At 74.7% G+C, this 18,018-nt stretch carries 18 protein-coding genes; 11 read left to right on the top strand and 7 right to left on the bottom strand.

The window, feature by feature from the left end; translation table 11 throughout:
* The first annotated feature begins 93 nt into the window (after positions 1 to 93).
* Entirely contained in the window at positions 94 to 1,674 is a 1,581-nt protein-coding gene (locus SM573_RS21970; protein WP_474616932.1) for a hypothetical protein, read from the top strand.
* Between the two features lie 83 nt (positions 1,675 to 1,757).
* Here SM573_RS21970 and SM573_RS21965 read toward each other — a convergent pair whose 3' ends face one another.
* On the bottom strand, positions 1,758 to 2,717 hold the full coding sequence (locus SM573_RS21965; RefSeq protein ID WP_474610441.1) for a TIGR03557 family F420-dependent LLM class oxidoreductase: 960 nt from the start codon (positions 2,715 to 2,717) through the stop codon (positions 1,758 to 1,760).
* A 385-nt stretch (positions 2,718 to 3,102) separates the two neighbouring features.
* The gene (locus SM573_RS21960; protein WP_474610440.1) at positions 3,103 to 3,309 is read right to left on the bottom strand and encodes a hypothetical protein; all 207 of its coding nucleotides are present in this window, start codon (positions 3,307 to 3,309) and stop codon (positions 3,103 to 3,105) included.
* A 253-nt stretch (positions 3,310 to 3,562) separates the two neighbouring features.
* Here SM573_RS21960 and SM573_RS21955 point away from each other — a divergent pair, with 253 nt between their 5' ends.
* Positions 3,563 to 4,390: a hypothetical protein gene (locus SM573_RS21955; RefSeq protein WP_474610439.1), complete on the top strand. Its 828-nt coding sequence runs from the start codon at positions 3,563 to 3,565 to the stop codon at positions 4,388 to 4,390.
* A gap of 42 nt (positions 4,391 to 4,432) precedes the next feature.
* Here the strand turns inward: SM573_RS21955 and SM573_RS21950 are convergent, their stop codons facing one another.
* The 5 genes from SM573_RS21950 to SM573_RS21930 form a co-directional block, all read right to left on the bottom strand.
* Positions 4,433 to 5,635: a low temperature requirement protein A gene (locus SM573_RS21950; protein WP_474610438.1), complete on the bottom strand. Its 1,203-nt coding sequence runs from the start codon at positions 5,633 to 5,635 to the stop codon at positions 4,433 to 4,435.
* Between the two features lie 168 nt (positions 5,636 to 5,803).
* A complete protein-coding gene (locus SM573_RS21945; RefSeq protein WP_474610437.1) occupies positions 5,804 to 6,637 on the bottom strand; it encodes a helix-hairpin-helix domain-containing protein in 834 nt (277 codons plus the stop codon).
* A gap of 242 nt (positions 6,638 to 6,879) precedes the next feature.
* Positions 6,880 to 8,229: an FAD-dependent oxidoreductase gene (locus SM573_RS21940; RefSeq protein WP_474610436.1), complete on the bottom strand. Its 1,350-nt coding sequence runs from the start codon at positions 8,227 to 8,229 to the stop codon at positions 6,880 to 6,882.
* 8 nt (positions 8,230 to 8,237) lie between these two features.
* Positions 8,238 to 8,588 carry a TcmI family type II polyketide cyclase gene (locus tag SM573_RS21935; RefSeq protein WP_474610435.1) on the bottom strand — a complete coding sequence of 117 codons (351 nt, stop codon included), beginning with the start codon at positions 8,586 to 8,588 and terminating at the stop codon, positions 8,238 to 8,240.
* An 82-nt stretch (positions 8,589 to 8,670) separates the two neighbouring features.
* Positions 8,671 to 9,519, bottom strand: a complete 849-nt coding sequence (locus tag SM573_RS21930; protein WP_474610434.1) for an AfsR/SARP family transcriptional regulator — start codon at positions 9,517 to 9,519, stop codon at positions 8,671 to 8,673.
* 427 nt (positions 9,520 to 9,946) lie between these two features.
* Between SM573_RS21930 and SM573_RS21925 the strand changes: the two genes are divergently transcribed.
* From SM573_RS21925 to SM573_RS21885, 9 genes are read left to right on the top strand one after another with little or no spacing between them, the layout of a single operon-like run.
* Positions 9,947 to 10,288: a TcmI family type II polyketide cyclase gene (locus tag SM573_RS21925; RefSeq protein ID WP_474610433.1), complete on the top strand. Its 342-nt coding sequence runs from the start codon at positions 9,947 to 9,949 to the stop codon at positions 10,286 to 10,288.
* Complete coding sequence (locus tag SM573_RS21920) at positions 10,285 to 12,039, top strand: acetyl-CoA carboxylase carboxyltransferase subunit alpha (RefSeq protein ID WP_474616931.1); 1,755 nt, start codon at positions 10,285 to 10,287, stop codon at positions 12,037 to 12,039. Before SM573_RS21925 ends, SM573_RS21920 begins: the two co-directional genes overlap by 4 nt.
* Positions 12,036 to 12,560, top strand: coding sequence for an acetyl-CoA carboxylase biotin carboxyl carrier protein (gene accB, locus SM573_RS21915; RefSeq protein WP_474610431.1), 525 nt, complete (start codon positions 12,036 to 12,038; stop codon positions 12,558 to 12,560). The genes SM573_RS21920 and accB overlap by 4 nt, the downstream gene beginning before the upstream one ends.
* Before the next feature lie 13 nt (positions 12,561 to 12,573).
* Entirely contained in the window at positions 12,574 to 14,031 is a 1,458-nt protein-coding gene (locus tag SM573_RS21910) for an acetyl-CoA carboxylase biotin carboxylase subunit (RefSeq protein ID WP_474610430.1), read from the top strand.
* Positions 14,028 to 14,759 carry an SRPBCC family protein gene (locus SM573_RS21905; RefSeq protein ID WP_474610429.1) on the top strand — a complete coding sequence of 244 codons (732 nt, stop codon included), beginning with the start codon at positions 14,028 to 14,030 and terminating at the stop codon, positions 14,757 to 14,759. Before SM573_RS21910 ends, SM573_RS21905 begins: the two co-directional genes overlap by 4 nt.
* Positions 14,752 to 15,156 (top strand): cupin domain-containing protein, encoded by a 405-nt coding sequence (locus SM573_RS21900; RefSeq protein WP_474610428.1) that lies wholly within the window; start codon positions 14,752 to 14,754, stop codon positions 15,154 to 15,156. Before SM573_RS21905 ends, SM573_RS21900 begins: the two co-directional genes overlap by 8 nt.
* The gene (locus tag SM573_RS21895; RefSeq protein WP_474610427.1) at positions 15,153 to 16,427 is read left to right on the top strand and encodes a beta-ketoacyl-[acyl-carrier-protein] synthase family protein; all 1,275 of its coding nucleotides are present in this window, start codon (positions 15,153 to 15,155) and stop codon (positions 16,425 to 16,427) included. The genes SM573_RS21900 and SM573_RS21895 overlap by 4 nt, the downstream gene beginning before the upstream one ends.
* Complete coding sequence (locus tag SM573_RS21890; RefSeq protein WP_474610426.1) at positions 16,424 to 17,674, top strand: beta-ketoacyl synthase N-terminal-like domain-containing protein; 1,251 nt, start codon at positions 16,424 to 16,426, stop codon at positions 17,672 to 17,674. Before SM573_RS21895 ends, SM573_RS21890 begins: the two co-directional genes overlap by 4 nt.
* On the top strand, positions 17,667 to 17,990 hold the full coding sequence (locus SM573_RS21885) for an antibiotic biosynthesis monooxygenase family protein (protein ID WP_474610425.1): 324 nt from the start codon (positions 17,667 to 17,669) through the stop codon (positions 17,988 to 17,990). Before SM573_RS21890 ends, SM573_RS21885 begins: the two co-directional genes overlap by 8 nt.
* Positions 17,991 to 18,018 lie beyond the last annotated feature (28 nt).

Raw genomic sequence — 18,018 nt, 5'->3', positions numbered from 1 at the left:
TCTATCGTGGTGTCTGGTGGCCGGCGAACCGTCGCTCACCCCGCGCCCGATTCCGGCGCGGCCGTGCCATGCAGCGAGGAGAGGCAGGAGACGATGTCGACGTACCGAGGGGGCCGGCGGCCAGCGCGACCCAGACGACGGTCCCGGTGGTTCTTAGCCGGCGGCGTGCTGGCGGGCAGCCTCGTCGTGGGCGCCACCGGCATCAGCGCGGTGGCCGTCGCCGCCGGGGACCGGGAAGTGCCCTTCCTCGACCCGGCCCGGGCGGCGAGCGTGCTGGGCGCGAGCGACGCCGGCGCCGAGGCGGACCCGGGCAAGCGGGAGCCGTCGGGTGACGGCGCCGGGCGCCCGGACGGCCGGTACGGCGACGGCCGCGACGGCGACGGCCGGGTCCCGGACGCCGGGGGGCCGCACCGCGACGGGCCCGGGACGGGACGCCACCCGGTGCTGGAGGTGCCCTGCGACGCCGGCAAGCTGGTCGCGGCGCTCGTGAAGGCCAACGCCCAGGGCGGCGGGTCGCTGCGGCTCGCGTCGAAGTGCACGTACACGCTGACCCAGGCGTTCGCCCAGCCCGACGACTACGACGGCGGGATCCGGGACGCGCGGGAGGCCGCGGACGCGGCGGAGAACCCGGGCGACGCCGAGGCGCCGCCGCGCAACCCGGCGGACGACAAGGCCGGCCTGCCGGTGATCTACCACCCCATCACCATCGACGGGGCCGGGGCGACGATCGAGCGGGACGTGCACGCCGAGGACTTCCGGTTCCTCACCGTCCGCGACGGCGGTGAGCTGTTCCTGCGCGACGTCGAGCTGCGCAACGGGCGCTCGAAGATCGAGGGCGGCGCCATCCACGTCGTGCACGGCGCCACGGCCGTCGTCGAGCGTACGACGATCACCGGCAGCACCTCGCTCTCCAAGGACGGGGGCGGCGGCGGGATCTTCAACGACGGCAACCTGGTGCTCGACGGCGGCAGGTTCGTCGGCAACAGCGCGGCCGGCGCCGAGGGCAAGGGCGGGGGCCTGCTCAACGGCGGGGTGCTGACGCTGCGCAACGCGGAGTTCCACCACAACAGCGCGAACGCCTACGGCGGCGGGCTCGGCAACTACCGGGGCGCGGCGGACGTGGCGGGCGCCACCTTCGTCCAGAACAGCGCGAAGCAGGGCGGCGGGATCGCGAGCTTCTCGGCGCGGACGAAGGTCCTCGACACCAAGGTGCTCGGCAACACCGCGCAGATCGGCGGCGGGATCGCCAACTCCGACGCGGTGATCGTGCTGCGGGGGATGACCATCCGGGACAACACCTCCACCGTCCGCGGTGGCGGCATCGCGACCGTCCAGGGGCTGCTCCCGCTGGACGACAGCGTGATCACCGGCAACACCACGCACGGCCCCGGTGGCGGCATCTACGCCGAGAAGTCGAACCTGCTGGTGCGGGGCAGCGACGTGGCGCGGAACGAGGCGGTGGGCGCCACCTCGAAGGGCGGCGGGATCTACGCGACCGCCGGCCAGGTGTCGGTCTACACCAGCAAGATCGTGGGCAACAGCGCCACGGTGAAGCCCGGCGGCCTGTTCGTCGAGCGGGCGCGGGTGCGGGTGGACGACCAGAGCGTCGTCCTGGGCAACGAGCCGACCAACTGCGTGGGCAGCGGCCTTCCGGTCGCGAACTGCTTCCGCTGACCCGGTCCGGCGTACGGGCGCGTCCGGCGGCTCGTGACGACCCCAGCGGTCGTCGCGGGCGCCGGGCGCGCCCGACCCGTCGTTCAGCCGAGCGCGCGCAGCCGCCCGGCCAAATCGCCGGCGAAGAAGTCGAGGAACCCGTCCGGGTCGGGGCCGGCGTTCTGGAGCACGACGTGGTCGAATCCGGCCTCCACGTAGGCGCGGACCTTCGCCACGTGCACCTCCGGGTCCGGACCGATCGAGAAGAGCTGCCGGATGTGCTTCTCCTCCACGTGCGCGCTGGCCGCGTCGAAGTTCACCGGGTTCGGCAGCTCGCTCATCACCTTCCACCCGGTGACCAGCCAGCGGCTGGTCCGCAGCACCGCCTGCACGGCCTGGTCGTCGTCCGTCGCCCAGGCCAGCGGTGCCTCGGCGTAGCGGGGCCCCTGCCCACCGGCGGACCGGTAGTGCTGCACGATCGTCGGCTCCGGCTCGGTGGCGAAGAGGCCGTCGCCGAGCTCCGCCGCCAGGCTCGCCGACTCCGCTCCGCTCGCCGCCACGGCGATCACCGGCAGGGTGTCCGGCAGGTCGAACACCCGGGCGTCCTCGAGCTGGAGATGCCGGCCCTCGTACGACCGGTAGCCGCCCTGCCAGAGCAGCCGGATGATCTCCAGCGCCTCCCGGAGCCGTTCGTGCCGCCCCCGGACACTGGGGAAACCCTGACCGACCACGTGCTCGTTGAGCCGCTCACCCGCGCCCACGCCGAGGGTGAAGCGCCCGTCGGAGATCAGCGCCATGGTCGCGGCGGCCTGGGCGATGATCGCCGGGTGGTACCGGAGGCTGGGGCAGGTCACCCCGGTGGCCAGCCCGAGGGTGGTGGTCTGCGCGGCGATGGCACCGAGGATGCTCCACGTGAACCCGGAGTGGCCCTGGACGTCCAGCCAGGGATGGTAGTGGTCGCTCATCTCCACGAAGTCGAACCCGGCCTGCTCGGCACGCACGGCCTGGCGGATGATCTCCTTCGGCCCGTAGCCCTCGGTGGACAGCTTGTAGCCGATCTGCATGCCCCTGCTCCTGTCGGTCCGCCCTGGAGCGGCAGCCGTTCCCGTCGTACGCCGGGGCAAACCAGCCACCGTGACCCGCCCGCTCGCTGTCGCGGCCGGGCGGCGTGCCGTCCACCTGCCGGCCGACGGCGACCCGGCCTCCTAGGACGCCCTGGGGATCGTGACCCACCGGGTCGGCTCGTGGTGCGGTGACGGGGAGGCGGTCCGCCCTGCTGGCGATCGTGCCGACCGGGCGGGTACCACGGGCTCGTCGGCGGCGTCTCCAGGAACTCTCGCCCCGGCTGCCGGCCAGCGGCGCGCGGGCACGAGCGCCGGAGCCCCACGACGACTCCGGCCCGCGCCCGAGGGGCGCGGGCCGAGGGGCACCGCCGCGGGAACGGCGGTCCTACTTGGACGGTTGGGGCAGCTCGCAGTCGATCTTCGGGTTGGCGCCGATGTAGTTCAGCGGACCGGCCACGATGGTGACGAGGATCGTGCCGGCCTCCGCGCAGTTGGTGTCGTCACCGCTGTAGTAGCCGCGCTGACCGGCGGCGATGGCGCCGATGATCAGCCAGATGACGACCAGGACTCCGAGTATCGACGTGCCACGCATGGCGTGCCTCCTGTGGGGGTTGTGGTGGGTCGAGGTGCAGGCGGTTGTACCCAACCGCGCCGAACGGCTAACGGTGCCGCCGATCGGCGACACCCAGCCGCCGTGCGGGTGGCCCCGACGAGCCGGTGGTACGAGTCGGCATCCGCCGCCCGCACCGGCTCCCGCGCCGTGACTATCGGATCGAGGACCGATCTTCGTGTCGTCCGCCGGGGCGACGTAGAACTGGCGTCACGGCGCTCGCCGAGGAGGAACCATGGACGCTCACCCGCCGACGCGATACATCGACCATCCCGCCGACGTGACCGCGGCGGCCCGCGCACTGGCCGACGGGGCCGTCGTCGCGGTGGCCTTCGCGAACTTCTACGCCCTCGTCACGCGCCCGGACGCGCCGAGCGTGCGCCGGCTCAACCTGGTCAAGGGGCGGCCGGCGGACCAGGTCGGCAGCATCACGGCCGCCGCCCACCGGATACCGTCCATGTTCGACTGGTCCCGGATCCCGCCCCGGCTCCCGGAGCGGCGGGTACGTCAGTTGATGGACTGCCTCTACGGCGCCGGGCCGTTCGGCTTCCGGGGCCCGGCGGTCGACCGCCTGCCCGACCACCTCACCCAGCACGACCTGGGGATCCGCACCACCCAGGTGATCGCGCCGGGCGCGCTCTGCCCGTCGAACCTGTTCCTCGAACGGGCGGCGGCCGAGGCGGGCGTGGACCACCTCGCCATCACGTCCGCGAACCGCTCGCACCACCTCACCGGCGCGTCGGAGGAGCCGGCGCACTGGAAGGCGGACGGCATCCTCGCCGACTTCGGCCACCTGCCCGACGTCCTCGTCCTCGCGCACCGCGACGAGGCCGCCGCGCGCGCCGCCTACGCCGCCTACCTGCCCACCTCCGTCACGCTGCTCTCGTTCCACCGGCCGGAGGGGGAGTGGGAGGAGCCGCCCGTGCTCCTCGTGGACCGGCACGGTTCGCTGCACGTCGACGAGGTGCGCCGGGCCGCCGCGCCGCTCGGGCTCCAGGTGCGCCTCGGCGCGGCCGCGGGGCAGCGGCTGCGGGCCCGGGCGTACGCCGGCGCGCTGGTGTGATCCCCGGCGTCCGGGCCGGCGGGCGGCGCGCCTCGCCCGAGGTCAGTGCGGCGGGAGGGGTGCCTCGGGTGGTCGCCGCCAACTGCGTCGGAAGTCGGCGAGAGCCACGCCGACGAGGACCAGCAGGGCGCCGAGCGAGCTGAAGACCGGCGGCAGGAAGATCACGAGCGGGGCGATGGTCAGCAGCGCGAGCAGCCCTCCGGGACGGGAGAGGGAGATGCGGCTGAACACCTCGTACTCGAAGGCGGCGCGACCGAGCAGGAAGAGCGCCGGGCCGCCGAGGATGACGGCCACCCAGGCCGGTGGCGTCCGCCCGTCGTGCTCGTGCAGCACGAGGTCGAACCCGGCCGCGGTGGTGACCACTCCGGCGACCATCAGCAGGTGCGTGTAGGGAGCGGTGTTCAGGAACGTGCTCGGTGACCGGGCGGTCGCGATGGCGACCGGCAGCAGCTCACCGGACTTGTGCACGTAGATCCGCCAGAGCACGAGGGTGGTGCCGAACGCGATCGCGAACGCCCCGATGTTCTTCAGCTCCGAGTGCGCCAGGTTGAACATGACGCCGATGGTCAGGATGGCGTCGCCCAGCGCGATGATGAAGAACTGCTGGTAGCGCTCGGAGAGGTGCTCGGCGGTGACGTTGCGCTGCGCGGTCGGCACCACGCCCAGCCCCGGCACCGGGTACGCGAGGCGGAAGCCGCCGTAGTCGATGGCGAGGGCGATCGCCCAGCACACCATCCGCGCGTGGTCGTCCAGGTACGCGCCGACGATCCAGGGCACGGCCGAGACGGCGAACCAGATGAAGATCCGCAACGCCCGGCGCTGGGTGTGCGGCTCGTGACGCACGGCCGGCATGAGGAAGAGCCCCCGGCCCAGGTGGATCGCCACGTACGTGCCGGCGAAGACGATCCCGCGGTCGCCGAACGCGTCGGGGATCGCCGTGGTCATCAGCAACGCGCCGAACATCACCGAGGTGATCAACAGCTTGATCTCGGCGCGTTGCGGGTTGTAGAGGTCGGTGACCAGGGCCGTGATGGCCCACGTCCACCACACGGCGGCGAGCATGATGAGCGACTGGCCGGCCGTGGTCCAGTCGAGCCCGCGGGTCATCCCTCGGGAGATCAGGGCGAGCGCGACCACGTAGACCAGGTCGAAGAAGAGTTCGAGCAGGGTCACCCGGCGCGGTGCCTCGGGGTCGCGCACCGGGGCGTGCCGCTGCGGCGCCGGCTCCGGCGTGGCGGTCGGCACGGTCGGCTCCCGGAGGACGGATCGACGGGGGGCCTCAGCCCTTTCCGACCGACGGTAGCGATGCCCGCCCCGCAGCGTGTCCGATTCGCCGCATCAGCGGCCCCGGATACGCCGACGTGGCGGCACCCCGGGCGCGGGACACCGCCACGTCGGCGTGGACGGGACGGATCAGTCGGGCAGGACCGTGGCGGCCTCGTCCGGGGCGCCGGCGAGCACCTTCGCCTGCTGCGGCCAGGTGGCCAGGCCGGGAGCGGCCCGCAAACCCGCGCCGCGGATGACGTCCCGCAACGCGGCCTCGTCCAGCTCCGCCAGCTGCCGGTACGTCCGGACACCGGCCGCCTGCAGCGCCGCGGCCATCTTCGGTCCGACGCCCTGGATCCGGCGGAAGTCGTCCACCTCGACCGTCGGCTGGGCCGCCGGACGGACCGGCGGTGCGGCCACGCCGCTCCGCGGCGCCGGGGTCGGCGTCGCGGCCGGCTCGGTCCGGTCACCGTCGCGCGCCGCCCCAGTCGACGGCTCCGCGCCGGCCGTGCTGACGCCGGCCGTCACCGGCTCCGTCGAGCCGGTCGCGTCGCCACTCGTCGCGGACCGGGGCTCGGTCGCGTCGTCGGTGGTCACCGCCACCGGCTCGGTCTCGACCGGCGCGTCGTCCGACTCCCGTTCGCTCGCCGGCGCCGGGCGCGGCGCCACGACGGGAACGGGCGCCGGGTCGTCGGTCAGGGCCATGTCGGCCGGGTCGACGTCGGACGGGGGCGGAGCCGCCGCCGTCGGAGCCTCGTCCGCCCGGGACGCCGGCGCCGGCTCGTCGGCGACCGCCGCGGGCGCCGGGTCGATGGTCGCCGGCGGCTGCTCCCGGTCGACGGCGGCGGCCGGTGCCGGACTGGCGAGCACCGCGGTCGCGGCGGCCGCGCCACCGTCCACCGTGGTGACTCCGCGCTGCGCGTCGCGCCGGCCGCGGAGCACCCAACCGCCGGCAACGCCGACCAGCAGGGCCAATATCACTGTCAGAGAGTGCCCGAAGGACCACGCCACGGCAGACCTCCCTCTCACCTCGTCGGATGAATCACGTGGAAAACCCGCCGCAGCTTCGCATACGCGGCGGCGGTCCGACAGGGAGGCTCGGGATCGTACCAAAGATGGTGCCGACTCCCTACCACGGGTGCTCGCGGCGCGACGGAACGTGGCGAGCGGAGGCACGACGCGACCCCGGCGCCCGCCGGGCGCCGGGGTCGTGCGGGACGGACTCAGTCCTCTTCGCCCCGGTAGGTGTAGAAGTCGTCGACGAACCTGCGGCGCAGGCGGGGCACCCGGCTGGTGACACCGAAGTAGCCGCGGGCACCGAGCAGTGCGAGCCGGCCGACGACCGGCTTGTACATCCGGTCGTCGCCATTGGTGCCGCTGCGGTTGAGCGAGTCGGCGACCCGCGCGAAGCCGTACGGCACCATCTCCGTCTCGTAGTCGGCGACCGCCTGGAGCAGCGTCTTGTCGCCGGCCGCGGCGAGCCGCAGCTGGCGGCAGAGCAGCGCCGCGTCGCGCAGCGCGGTGTTCGCCCCCACGCCACGGCCCGGGGTCATGGTGTGGATGGCGTCGCCGAGCAGGGTGACCGTGCTGCTCTTCCAGGGCGGCACCGGTTCCGAGGTGGTGACCCGGATCGGCAGGGCGCTCGCCGGGTCGCCGCGCATCAGCAGTTCGCGCAGGTCCGGATGCCAGTTGCCGGTGAGGTCGAGCGCGATCTGCACGAGATCGTCGCCGCGGCGCTGCATGACGTCCGGCGGGAACCGGCGTGCGGTGCTCCAGACGACGAGGTTGATGTTGTCGCGGGTGGGGTCGTGGGCCAGCCCCGGCCACCGCGACAGCACGGCGGCGTCGGCGTCGCTGACCCCCGGCTTGAGCCGGCCGTCGGCGTCCCACTTGAAGTCCATCACGTGCAGCACGCCCATCATGCCGCCGGTGCCGAAGATGAGGGAGATGCCGCGTTGGAGCCGTTCCGGCAGGAGCGAGCGGGTGTGCGCGGTCAACGGGATGCGGGTGGCGATGTTGATCGTGCCGGCGTCGCGGGTGACGGCGTGCGGCAGGTACTGCCGGCGGACGGCGGAGTGCGTGCCGTCCGCCGCGACCAGCAGGTCGCCGGTCGCGGAGCTGCCGTCGGCGAAGTACGCGGTCACGGTGCCGTCGTCACGCTGCTCGTAGTGGGTGAACGTCTTGTCGAAGTGGACGACGTCCTCCATGCCGGTGAGCAGGACCTGGCGCAGCGTCATCCGGGCCACCGAGCGTTCGGTGTCGACCGGGTGGGTGTCCGGTCGCAGCTCGAACGAGGCGCTCTCACGCATCCGCTGGGTGATGACGTTGAACCACCGGGGTGAGCGGGCGCAGGTGGCCAGGTAGACGTCGAAGAGCTCCGGCGGAAGGCACTCGCGCAGCGCCCGACTGCCGGTCGGTCCGATGCCGACCCGGTAGCCGAGCAGCCCTTCGCCGCGGCTGCGGTACCGCTCGTAGACGGCGACGCTGATGCCGGCCCGGCGCAGCCCGTGCGCCAGGCACATCCCGCCGGTGCCGGCGCCGATGACGAGCACGTGCGGCGCTGTGGCGGACACGGCCGACCTCAGCCGGCCGTGCGGGGCACGACGGGGGCGGTCGCGGCGTCCCAGCGGTAGAAGCAACCGGCGATCGCGTCGCGGGGGGAGCGCCACGTCGGCAGGTACGGCGAGGTGTGCGCCGAGAGCCGCTCGTTGACCTGCCGGTAGAGCGGGTGGTTGCGGGCCTCGGCGAGGGCCTCCGGATCGACGTCGGCGGTCTCCATCAGGTGTACGCAGACATCGTGCAGGCAGTACAGCGACCGGTGGGTGACCCCGGTCAGGCCGGGCAGCTCGGTCGCGTCGGACTCGGCGAAGATCTGCGCCACGCGGCCCTCCGCGCCGGGGACGATCCTGCTCACGATCAGTAGACGGCTCATCGGACCCCTTCCGCCGGTGGCCCCGGCGGGGCCACGCGTTTGCTGTGCCGCCCACGGTGCCCCCCGGCCTGTCACCTGCCCGTCACGCGTTGCGTCGCCCCGGTGACGCCTGCCGGGCCGGCCCGCCCGGGGCGCGGGCGGGATGCCCGGGGGCCCGGCGAGGTGCCGCCGTGCTGTCCCGGCTGGCCCGACGGATCGGCGCCAGCGTGTCGTCGAGGAGCGCGCACATCGCGGCCGAGGGCTCCAGTCGCAGCTCCCGTCGCAGCAGGTCCCGGTAGACGTAGAAGGCGTGCACCGCCTCGAAGGCGTTCCCCTCGGCGAGGTGGATGCGGACCACCAGGCGGTGCGGCGTCTCGCGCAGCGGCTCGGCCGCCATCGCCTCCAGCGCCGCCTCCAGCGCCTCCCCGTGCCGGCCCGCCGCGAGGTGCTGGGCGGCCACCTGCTCCAGCATGTGCAGACGGAGCTGGCGCAGCCGCTCGCGTTCGAGCAGCACCCAGTCGTCGTACCAGCCGGGGAGCAGGTCGTGCCGGCCGGCGGCGAGCGCCGCGGCCGTGCTGCGCGGGTCGTCACCGTCGCGGACGCGGGTGGCCGTGCCGACCAGCTCGTCGACGTCGAGCCGCACCGACGGGGCCAGCCGCACGGTGTCCGCGGTCACGACGAGGGGGCAGCACGGGTCCTGGCGCAGCCGCCACAGGGCCGTCCGCAGCGACGACAGCGCCCGCTCCTCGGGCGCCTCCGGCCAGAGCAGGCCGGCCAGCTGGCAGCGGGTGGCGCCGGGACGTAACCCGATCAGCGCGATCACCCGTTGCAGGCCGCGGGGCACCACGACGGGTCTGCCACCGTGGCACAGCTGGAAGCCGCCGAGCAGGTGCAGCGATACGCCGGCGCCGGGGCGGTCCCCGGTCGGCGGCGCGGACGGTTCAGCGGCCACGGCGGCACCCCCTGCGGAACACTCGTCCCGACTGTCTGCTGTGTGCCCGGCGCGGCTGCCCGCGACGCCGCTGTCGTCGCGTCGCCGAGGGCGCGTCGTCGCGCCGAGCCGCCGGGCTGACCGTGACGAAGATTATCAATAACGGTCACTCTCGGTCAATGGATCTGCTGGGATGTCCAGCATCGACGGTAGGCTGTGAAATCGGCTCTGAACTGCGTTTTGTTGCTGGCGGGACGACTTCGGGGTCGGCGAGCGCATAGCCAATACACAGCTTCCGTCAACGCAGCGTCACCAAGCACCGTCCCCGCCGATCCCGTCCCCGTGACGCCCCCGTGACGACCCGGCCCGCATCGTGGCGGCCAGTCGTCCGGCTCGTCCGGGGCCGCCGCGCACGCCGCCGGCGGACGTCGTGGGGGGAGGCCCGTCCATGGACCGATCGCTGATCGTCGCGAAGGTGATCCCGAGCGCGGAGGCGCAGGTCGCCGAGATCTTCGCGGACTCCGACGCCACGGAGCTGCCGCACCTGGCCGGGGTGCGGCACCGGTCGCTGTATCGGTTGCACGACCTGTACGTGCACCTGCTGGAGACCGAGCTGCCGGGGGACGAGGCGGTCCGGGCCGCGCGGGAGCACCCGGAGTTCGACCGGGTCAGCGAGCGCCTGCGGCCGTACATCTCGCCGTACTCGCCGACCTGGCGTTCGCCCCGCGACGCCATGGCCCGCTGCTTCTACCGGTTCGACGCCCCCGCCCCCGTCGGGCGGCGGCCGTGACCGCCACCGCCTCCCGGGAGGAGCAGCTCTGGTCACGCTGCGCCGGCTGTGCCACCCTGCTCTACCGCAAGCGGCTGCGCCGCAACCTCGACGTCTGCCCCGAGTGCGGGGCGCACGCCCGTCTCGGCGCGCCCGACCGGCTGCGTCAGCTGGCCGACCCGGGCTCGTTCCGCCCGCTGCCCGACCGCCCCGCCGACGTCGATCCGATCGACTTCGTCGACGTGGTGCCGTACCCCCACCGGCTCACCGCGGCCCGGGCCGGCACCGGGCTGGCCGAGGCGGTGCTCTGCGGCACCGCCACCCTCGGCGGGCACCCGGCCGCGCTCGCGGTCATGGACTTCCGCTTCCTCGGCGGCAGCCTCGGCTGCGCCGTGGGCGAGCTCATCACCCGGGCCGCCGAACGCGCGCTCGACGATCGCGTGCCGCTGATCCTGGTCACCGCCTCCGGCGGCGCGCGGATGCAGGAGGGCGCCCTGTCGCTGATGCAGATGGCGACGGTCAGCCAGGCCATCGCCGCGCTGCGCGAGGCGGGGCTGCTCACCGTCAGCGTGCTCACCGATCCCACGTACGGCGGGGTGGCGGCCTCGTTCGCCACCAACACCGACGTGGTCGTCGCCGAGAGCGGCGCCCGGATGGGCTTCGCCGGCCCCCGCGTGATCCGCCAGGTGACCGGCCGGGCGTTGCCCGAGGGCTTCCAGACCGCCGACTTCCTGCTGCGGCACGGCCAGGTGGACATGGTGGTGCCCCGGCGCGCCCTGCGGGGCCGGCTCGTGGCGCTGCTCGCCGCGGCCCGCGCCGGCCGGCCGCCCACCGGCGTGCCCGTCGAGGCGCACGCACCCGCGACGCGGCGGCCCGTACCCCGGCCGGCGCCGCCGACCGCGGACGGCGACGCACCCCCGCCGGCCGCCACCGGGGACGCGCCCCCGCCGGCGACCGGTGACCCGTGGGCGACCGTACGGCTGGCCCGGCACCCCGGCCGACCGACCACCCTGGACTACCTGGACTCCGCTTTCGACGGCTTCGTCGAGCTGCACGGTGACCGGCTCGGCGGCGACTGCCCGGCCGTGGTCGGCGGGCTCGCCCGGCTCGACGGCCGGCCGGTCATGGTGATCGGCCACCAGAAGGGGCACACCACCGCCGAGCTGGTGGCCCGCAACTTCGGCATGGCCAGCCCGGCCGGGCACCGCAAGGCGCTGCGGCTGATGCGCCTCGCCGCCCGCCTCGGCCTGCCGGTCGTCACGCTCGTCGACACCCCCGGCGCCGATCCCGGCGTGGGCGCCGAGGAGCAGGGCCAGGCCGCGGCCATCGCGGAGAACATCCTCGCCCTCACCGTGCTCCCCACCCCGGTCGTCGCGGTGATCACCGGGGAGGGGGGCAGCGGAGGCGCCCTCGCCCTGGCGGTCGCCGACCGGGTGCTGATGCTCGAACACGCGGTCTACTCGGTGATCAGCCCCGAGGGCTGCGCCGCGATCCTCTGGCCCGACCGGTCGGCGGTCCCGCAGGCGGCCCGGGCGCTGCGCCTCACCGCACCGGACCTGCACCGGCTCGGAGTGGTGGACGAGATCGTGCCGGAGCCCCCCGGCGCCGCGCACGCCGACCCGGACGGTGCGGGCACGAGCCTGCGCGACGCGGTACGGGCCAACCTGCTGCCCCTGCTCGACGTGCCGGCCGCGACCCTGGTCCGCCGCCGGCGCCAGCGGTTCCGCCGTTTCGGCGCGGCCCGCGTCGGCCTCCGGGCGGGTGCCCGGTGAGCGCCGGCGCGGCCCGGCCCGAGGCCGTCCGCGAGGCAGACGGCACCGACCGACGCAACGGCAACGGCACCGACGCCGTGCTGGCCGGCCTGCGCCGGCACGCACGGCAGCTGGTCGCCGAACTGGCCGGCCCGGTACGCCGGGTGCGGCTGCGCAGCGGCGAGACCGTGCTGGAGGTCGAGTGGCACGGCGCCGCGGCGGCCGCCCCCGCCGGGACGGCCCCGCCGCCGCGACCGGCGCCGGCCGACCCGCCGGACGCCGCACCGGCCGAGCCCGACGCCCGCACGGTCGTGCGCTCGCCCATCGTCGGCACCTTCTACCGGGCGCCGGAGCCGGGCGCCGCGCCCTTCGTGGCCGTCGGCGACCTGGTCCGGCCCGGCCAGGTCGTCGGGATCGTCGAGGCGATGAAGCTCATGAACGAGGTCACCGCCGACCGGGGCGGCCGGGTGGCCGAGGTGCTGGCCGACGACGGCCAGCCCGTGGAGTACGACCAGCCGCTCGTCGCGCTGGATCCGGCCTGAGAGCGGGTGCGGGATGTTCGAGAAGGTGCTGATCGCCAACCGGGGGGAGATCGCGCTGCGGGTGCTGCGGGCGTGCCGCGAACTCGGCGTGCGGACGGCCGTGGTCTACTCCACGGCGGACGCCGACTCGGCCGCCGTCCGCCTCGCCGACGAGGCCGTCTGCATCGGGCCGGCGCCCAGCCGGCGCAGCTACCTCAACGCCGCGGCGATCGTCGAGGCGGCCCGGCAGGTCGGCGCCCGGGCGGTGCACCCCGGCTACGGGTTCCTCTCCGAGGACGCCGACTTCGCCGAGATCTGCGCGCAGAACGGCCTCACCTTCATCGGCCCGCGCCCCGAGGTGATGGCCGCGCTGGGCGACAAGTCCTCCGCGCGGGCGCTGATGAGCCGGGCCGGGCTGCCGCTGCCGGCGGGCAGCGTCGAACCGGTGCCCACCGTGGACGCCGCCGTCGAGGTGGCCGCCGACATCGGCTACCCGGTGATCATCAAGGCGGCGGCCGGGGGCGGTGGCCGGGGCATGACGGTGGTCCGGTCGGCGGCCGACCTGCCCCGGGCGTACGCGAAGACCCGCGCCGCCGCCCAGGCCGTCTTCGGTGACGACCGGGTGTACGTCGAGCGGTACCTGACCGACGCCCGGCACGTCGAGGTGCAGGTGCTCTGCGACGAGCACGGCAACGGCGTGCACCTGGGCACCCGGGACTGCTCCGTGCAGCGGCGGCACCAGAAGCTGGTCGAGGAGGCGCCCGCGCCGGCGCTCTCCGCCGCCACCCTCGACGCGATCGCCGAGACCGCGCTGCGCGGCGCCCTCCAGGTCGGGTTCACCGGCGCCGGCACCTTCGAGTTCCTGGTCGACGCCGCGGAACGGTTCCACTTCCTGGAGATCAACTGCCGGATCCAGGTGGAGCACCCGGTCACCGAGATGATCACCGGCATCGACCTGGTGCACGAGCAGCTGCACATCGCCGCGGGCGTGCCGCTGCGCTGGCGGCAGGACGAGATCCGCGCGCACGGGGTGGCGGTGGAGTGCCGGATCAACGTGGAGGACCCCGACCACGGCTTCACCCCGACCCCCGGTCGGCTGGAGCGCTTCGTCCCGCCCGGCGGCCCGTTCACCCGGGTCGACACCCACGGCCGCCCCGGCTACGTGGTCGGCCCGCACTACGACTCGCTGCTGGCCAAGGTGGCGGTCTGGGCGCCCGACCGGGAGCTGGCCCTCCACCGGCTGGAACGCGCCCTGGCGGAGTTCGACGTCGCGGGCCCCGGCGTGCGGACCACCATCCCGTTCGTCCGGCGGGTGCTCGACGACGCGGAGTTCCGCAAGGGCCGCCACACCACCGGCCTGGTCGACCGGCTGCTCACCGCCGGCGACACGGCCACGCCCGCCCCGCCGGCCGCCGTCGCCCCGCCGGCCACCGCCACCCGTACGACGGCCACCGCCGGCAGCCCGACGCCCGACACGAGGAGGAACGCATGACCGTCACCCGAGGCCACCCGCTCACCGAAGAGATCACCGGCATCCTGGTGGCCCACTGCGGGCTGGACGCCGACGCCGCCGCCCGTGCGCCCGCCGCCTCCCTGGAGGAACTCGGCCTGGACTCCCTCGCGCTGCTCGAACTGTCCGCCGTGGTCGCCGACCGGTACCGGGTGCAGATCCCCGAACAGGCCGGGCAGCTCAGCATCCCGGCGGTGGCCGACCTGGTGGCGCGGCGCAGCGAGCAGCCGGGGCACACCGAGAACAGCATCGTGATCGCGGCGCCGCTGCCGGTGGTCTGGGACGTCACCAACGACGTGGCGAACTGGACGGAGCTGTTCACCGAGTACGCGGTCGTGGAGATCCTGCACCGCGAGGGGAACACCGTGCGGTTCCGGCTGACCATGCACCCGGACGAGAACGGCATCTCCTGGAGCTGGGTCAGCGAGCGCACCGCCGATCCCGCGACCCGTCAGGTGCACGCCCACCGGGTGGAGACCGGGCCGTTCGAGTACATGCGGATCCACTGGCGCTACACGGAGGAGCCGGAGGGCACCCGGATGACCTGGGTGCAGGACTTCTCGATGAAGCCGACCGCGCCCGTGGACAACGCGGGCATGACCGACCGGATCAACGCCAACAGCCTCGTGCAGCTCGCCGTCATCAAGGAGCGCGTCGAGCGGCGGGTGCGGACCGGGGAGCTCGGCACCGCCGGAGGCGACGATGAGTGAGCGGACCCTGGGGCTGGTCGCGGCCCGCGACGTGCCGGCGGACCGCCGCCGCGGCGGCGAGCTGCGGGTGCTGCTCGGCCCGCGCACGGTCGGCAGCACCTCGGGCTTCATGGGAGTGGCCACGCTGCAACCGGGCGAGCGGATCGCCGAGCACTACCACCCCTACAGCGAGGAGTTCCTCTACGTGGCCCGGGGTGACATCACCGTCGACCTCGACGACCGACCCGTGCCGCTGGGCGCCGGCGAGGCCCTCTATGTGCCGGTCAACGCCCGGCACCGGCTGCGCAACACCGGCGACGAGCCGGCCGAGGTGGTGTTCCACCTCGGGCCGCTGGCGCCCCGGCCGGAACTCGGCCACGTCGACACCGAGCTGGCCGAGCAGCGGGGCGCGTCGTGAGCGCGCGCCGCACGGTGGTGACCGGGATCGGCGTGGTCGCCCCGGGCGGCGTGACCCGGGACCGGTTCTGGAAGTCGATCACCGAGGGGCGGACGGCGACCCGGCGGATCACCTTCTTCGACCCGACGCCGTTCCGGTCCCGCATCGCCGCCGAGTGCGACTTCGACCCGGTCGCCGCCGGGATCACCGACGCCGAGCTGCGGCGCGCCGACCGGTACGTGCAGTTCGCCCTCGCCTGCGCCGACGAGGCCGTCGCCGACGCCGGCCTGGCGCTCACCGACGCCGAGCGGGACCGGGCCGGGGTGGTGCTCGGCACCGCGGTGGGCGGCACCATGGCGCTGGAGCAGGAGTACGTGACCGTCTCCGGCTCCGGCCGGCACTGGCTGGTCGACGCGACGCTCGGCGGCCCGTACCTCTACCAGGCGCTGGTGCCCAGCAGCCTCGCCGCCGACGTGGCCTGCCGGCACGGCCTGCACGGCCCGGCCCAGGTGGTGTCCACCGGCTGCACGTCCGGCATCGACGCCATCGGGTACGCCCACCAGCTGATCGCCGACGGCGAGGCGGACGTGGTGCTCGCCGGCGCCGCCGACTCGCCGATCTCACCCGTCACCGTCGCCTCCTTCGACGCGATCAAGGCGACCAGCCCGGACAACGACGACCCCGCGCACGCCTCCCGCCCGTTCGACGCCGACCGGCGCGGCTTCGTGCTCGCCGAGGGGGCCGCGGTGCTGGTGCTGGAGGAGGCCGGGCACGCCCGCCGCCGCGGCGCGCACGTCTACTGCGAGGTCGCCGGGTACGCCAGCCACAGCAACGGCTACCACATGACGGGGCTGCGGCCCGACGGGGTGGAGATGGCGCTGTCCGTCACGGCGGCGCTGCGGCAGGCGCGGCTCGCCCCCGAGCAGGTCTCGTACATCAGCGCGCACGGCTCCGGCACCCGCCAGAACGACCGGCACGAGACCGCCGCGTTCAAGCGCGCGCTCGGCGACGCGGCGTACCGGGTGCCGGTCAGCTCCATCAAGTCGATGGTGGGGCACTCGCTGGGCGCCATCGGCTCGATCGAGATGGCGGCCTGCGCGCTGGCCATCGAGTTCGGCGTGGTGCCGCCCACCGCCAACTGGACGACCCGGGACCCGGAGTGCGACCTGGACTACGTGCCGAACGAGGCCCGCGAGCTGCCGGTCGACGTGGCGCTCTCGGTGGGCAGCGGGTTCGGCGGCTTCCAGTCCGCGATGATCTTCCGGCGGCTGCCGAAGGGACGGGCCGCGTGACCGCCCGGGCGGTGGTCACCGGCATCGGGGTGGTCGCGCCGAGCGGCGTCGGAGCCACCGCGCACTGGCGTACGGTGCTCACCGGCACCCGGCGCACCGGACCGATCACGCTGTTCGACGCCGCGGGCTACCCGACCCGCTTCGCCGGGGAGGTGCCCGACTTCGACGCGGCCGGGTACGCCGAGAGCCGCCAGCTCGTGCAGACCGACAGGTGGACGCACCTCGCCTTCGCCGCCACCCGGCTGGCGCTCGCCGACGCCGGGCTGCCCGAACGCTCGCCAGACCCGTACGGCTACGCCGTCACCCTGGCCAGCTCCTCCGGCGGCAACCTGTTCGGCCAGCGGGAACTCCAGCGGCTCTGGGGCGGGCCGTCACGCACCGTCGGGGCGTACCAGTCGATCGCCTGGTTCTACGCGGCCAGCGTCGGCCAACTCTCCATCCACCACCAGTTCAAGGGGCCCTGCGGGGTGCTCGTCAGCGAGGCGGCCGGCGGCCTCGACAGCCTCGCGCACGCGGTCCGCTCGGTGCGGCGCGGCACCCCGGTCGTCATCGCCGGAGCGACGGAGTGCCCGCTGAGCCCGTACGCCCTCGCCTGCCAGCTGCGCAGCGGGCTGCTCAGCGACGCCCCGGACCCGGAGCGGGCCTACCGGCCGTTCGACGCCACCGCGAGCGGCTACCTGCCCGCCGAGGGCGGCGCGGTCTTCGTGGTGGAGGAGCTGGGCCACGCGCTGGCCCGCGGGGCGCGCGTCTACGGCGAGCTGACCGGCTGGGGGGCGACGCACGACGCGGCGCACACCGGCCCGGACACCGCCGGGAACCCCGGACAGTACGCCCGCGCCATGCGGCTGGCCCTGGACCGGGCCGGCGTCGAGCCGGAGGCGGTGGACGTGGTGCTGCCCGACGCGCTGGGCGTGCCCCGCTACGACCGGTCCGAGGCCGTCGCGCTGCGGACCGTCTTCGGCGACCGGCCGCCACCGGTCAGCACGTCGAAACCGCTGACCGGTCGGGCGCACCAGGGCGGCGCGGCACTCGACGTGGCCACCGCGCTGCTCGCCTTCCGGCACGACACGCTGCCCGCGTCCGCCGGCCCCGACGAGGTGGCCGCCGACTGCGAGCTGGACTTCCTGCGCGAGCACCGGCGGCCCCGCAGCCGGGTGGCCATGGTCTGCGCGCGGGGTTTCGACGGCTACAACAGCGCGCTGGTCCTGCGGGGGGCCGCGCCGGCGAGGGAGGACGACGATGAGTGAGCAGCGGGCGCGGGTGGTGTTCCTGGTCCGGGTGCCGAGTGAGCGCACCACGGCGTTCCTGGCCGCGTACGAGGCGATCCGCCACCAGGTGGCCGGGGGAGTGCCGGGGCACCGGGTGGACCAGGTGTGCCGGTCGTCGGCGGACCCGGAGCAGTGGCTCATCACCAGCGAGTGGGCCAGCCTGGCCGACTTCGAGGCGTGGGAGCGCAGCCCCGAGCACCGGGAGCTGGTCCGACCGATGCGGGAGTGCTTCACCGACGCCCGCTCGCTGCGCTTCCACATCCATGCCGAAACCCCCACCCCCACCCCGGCCTGACCCCTCGCCGCGGCTCCTCCCGCACGCT

The sequence above is a fragment of the Micromonospora xinjiangensis genome (genome assembly GCF_056150165.1).
Note: the sequence above shows the minus strand (reverse complement) of the source record. Positions and strands in the feature narration are given on the sequence as shown.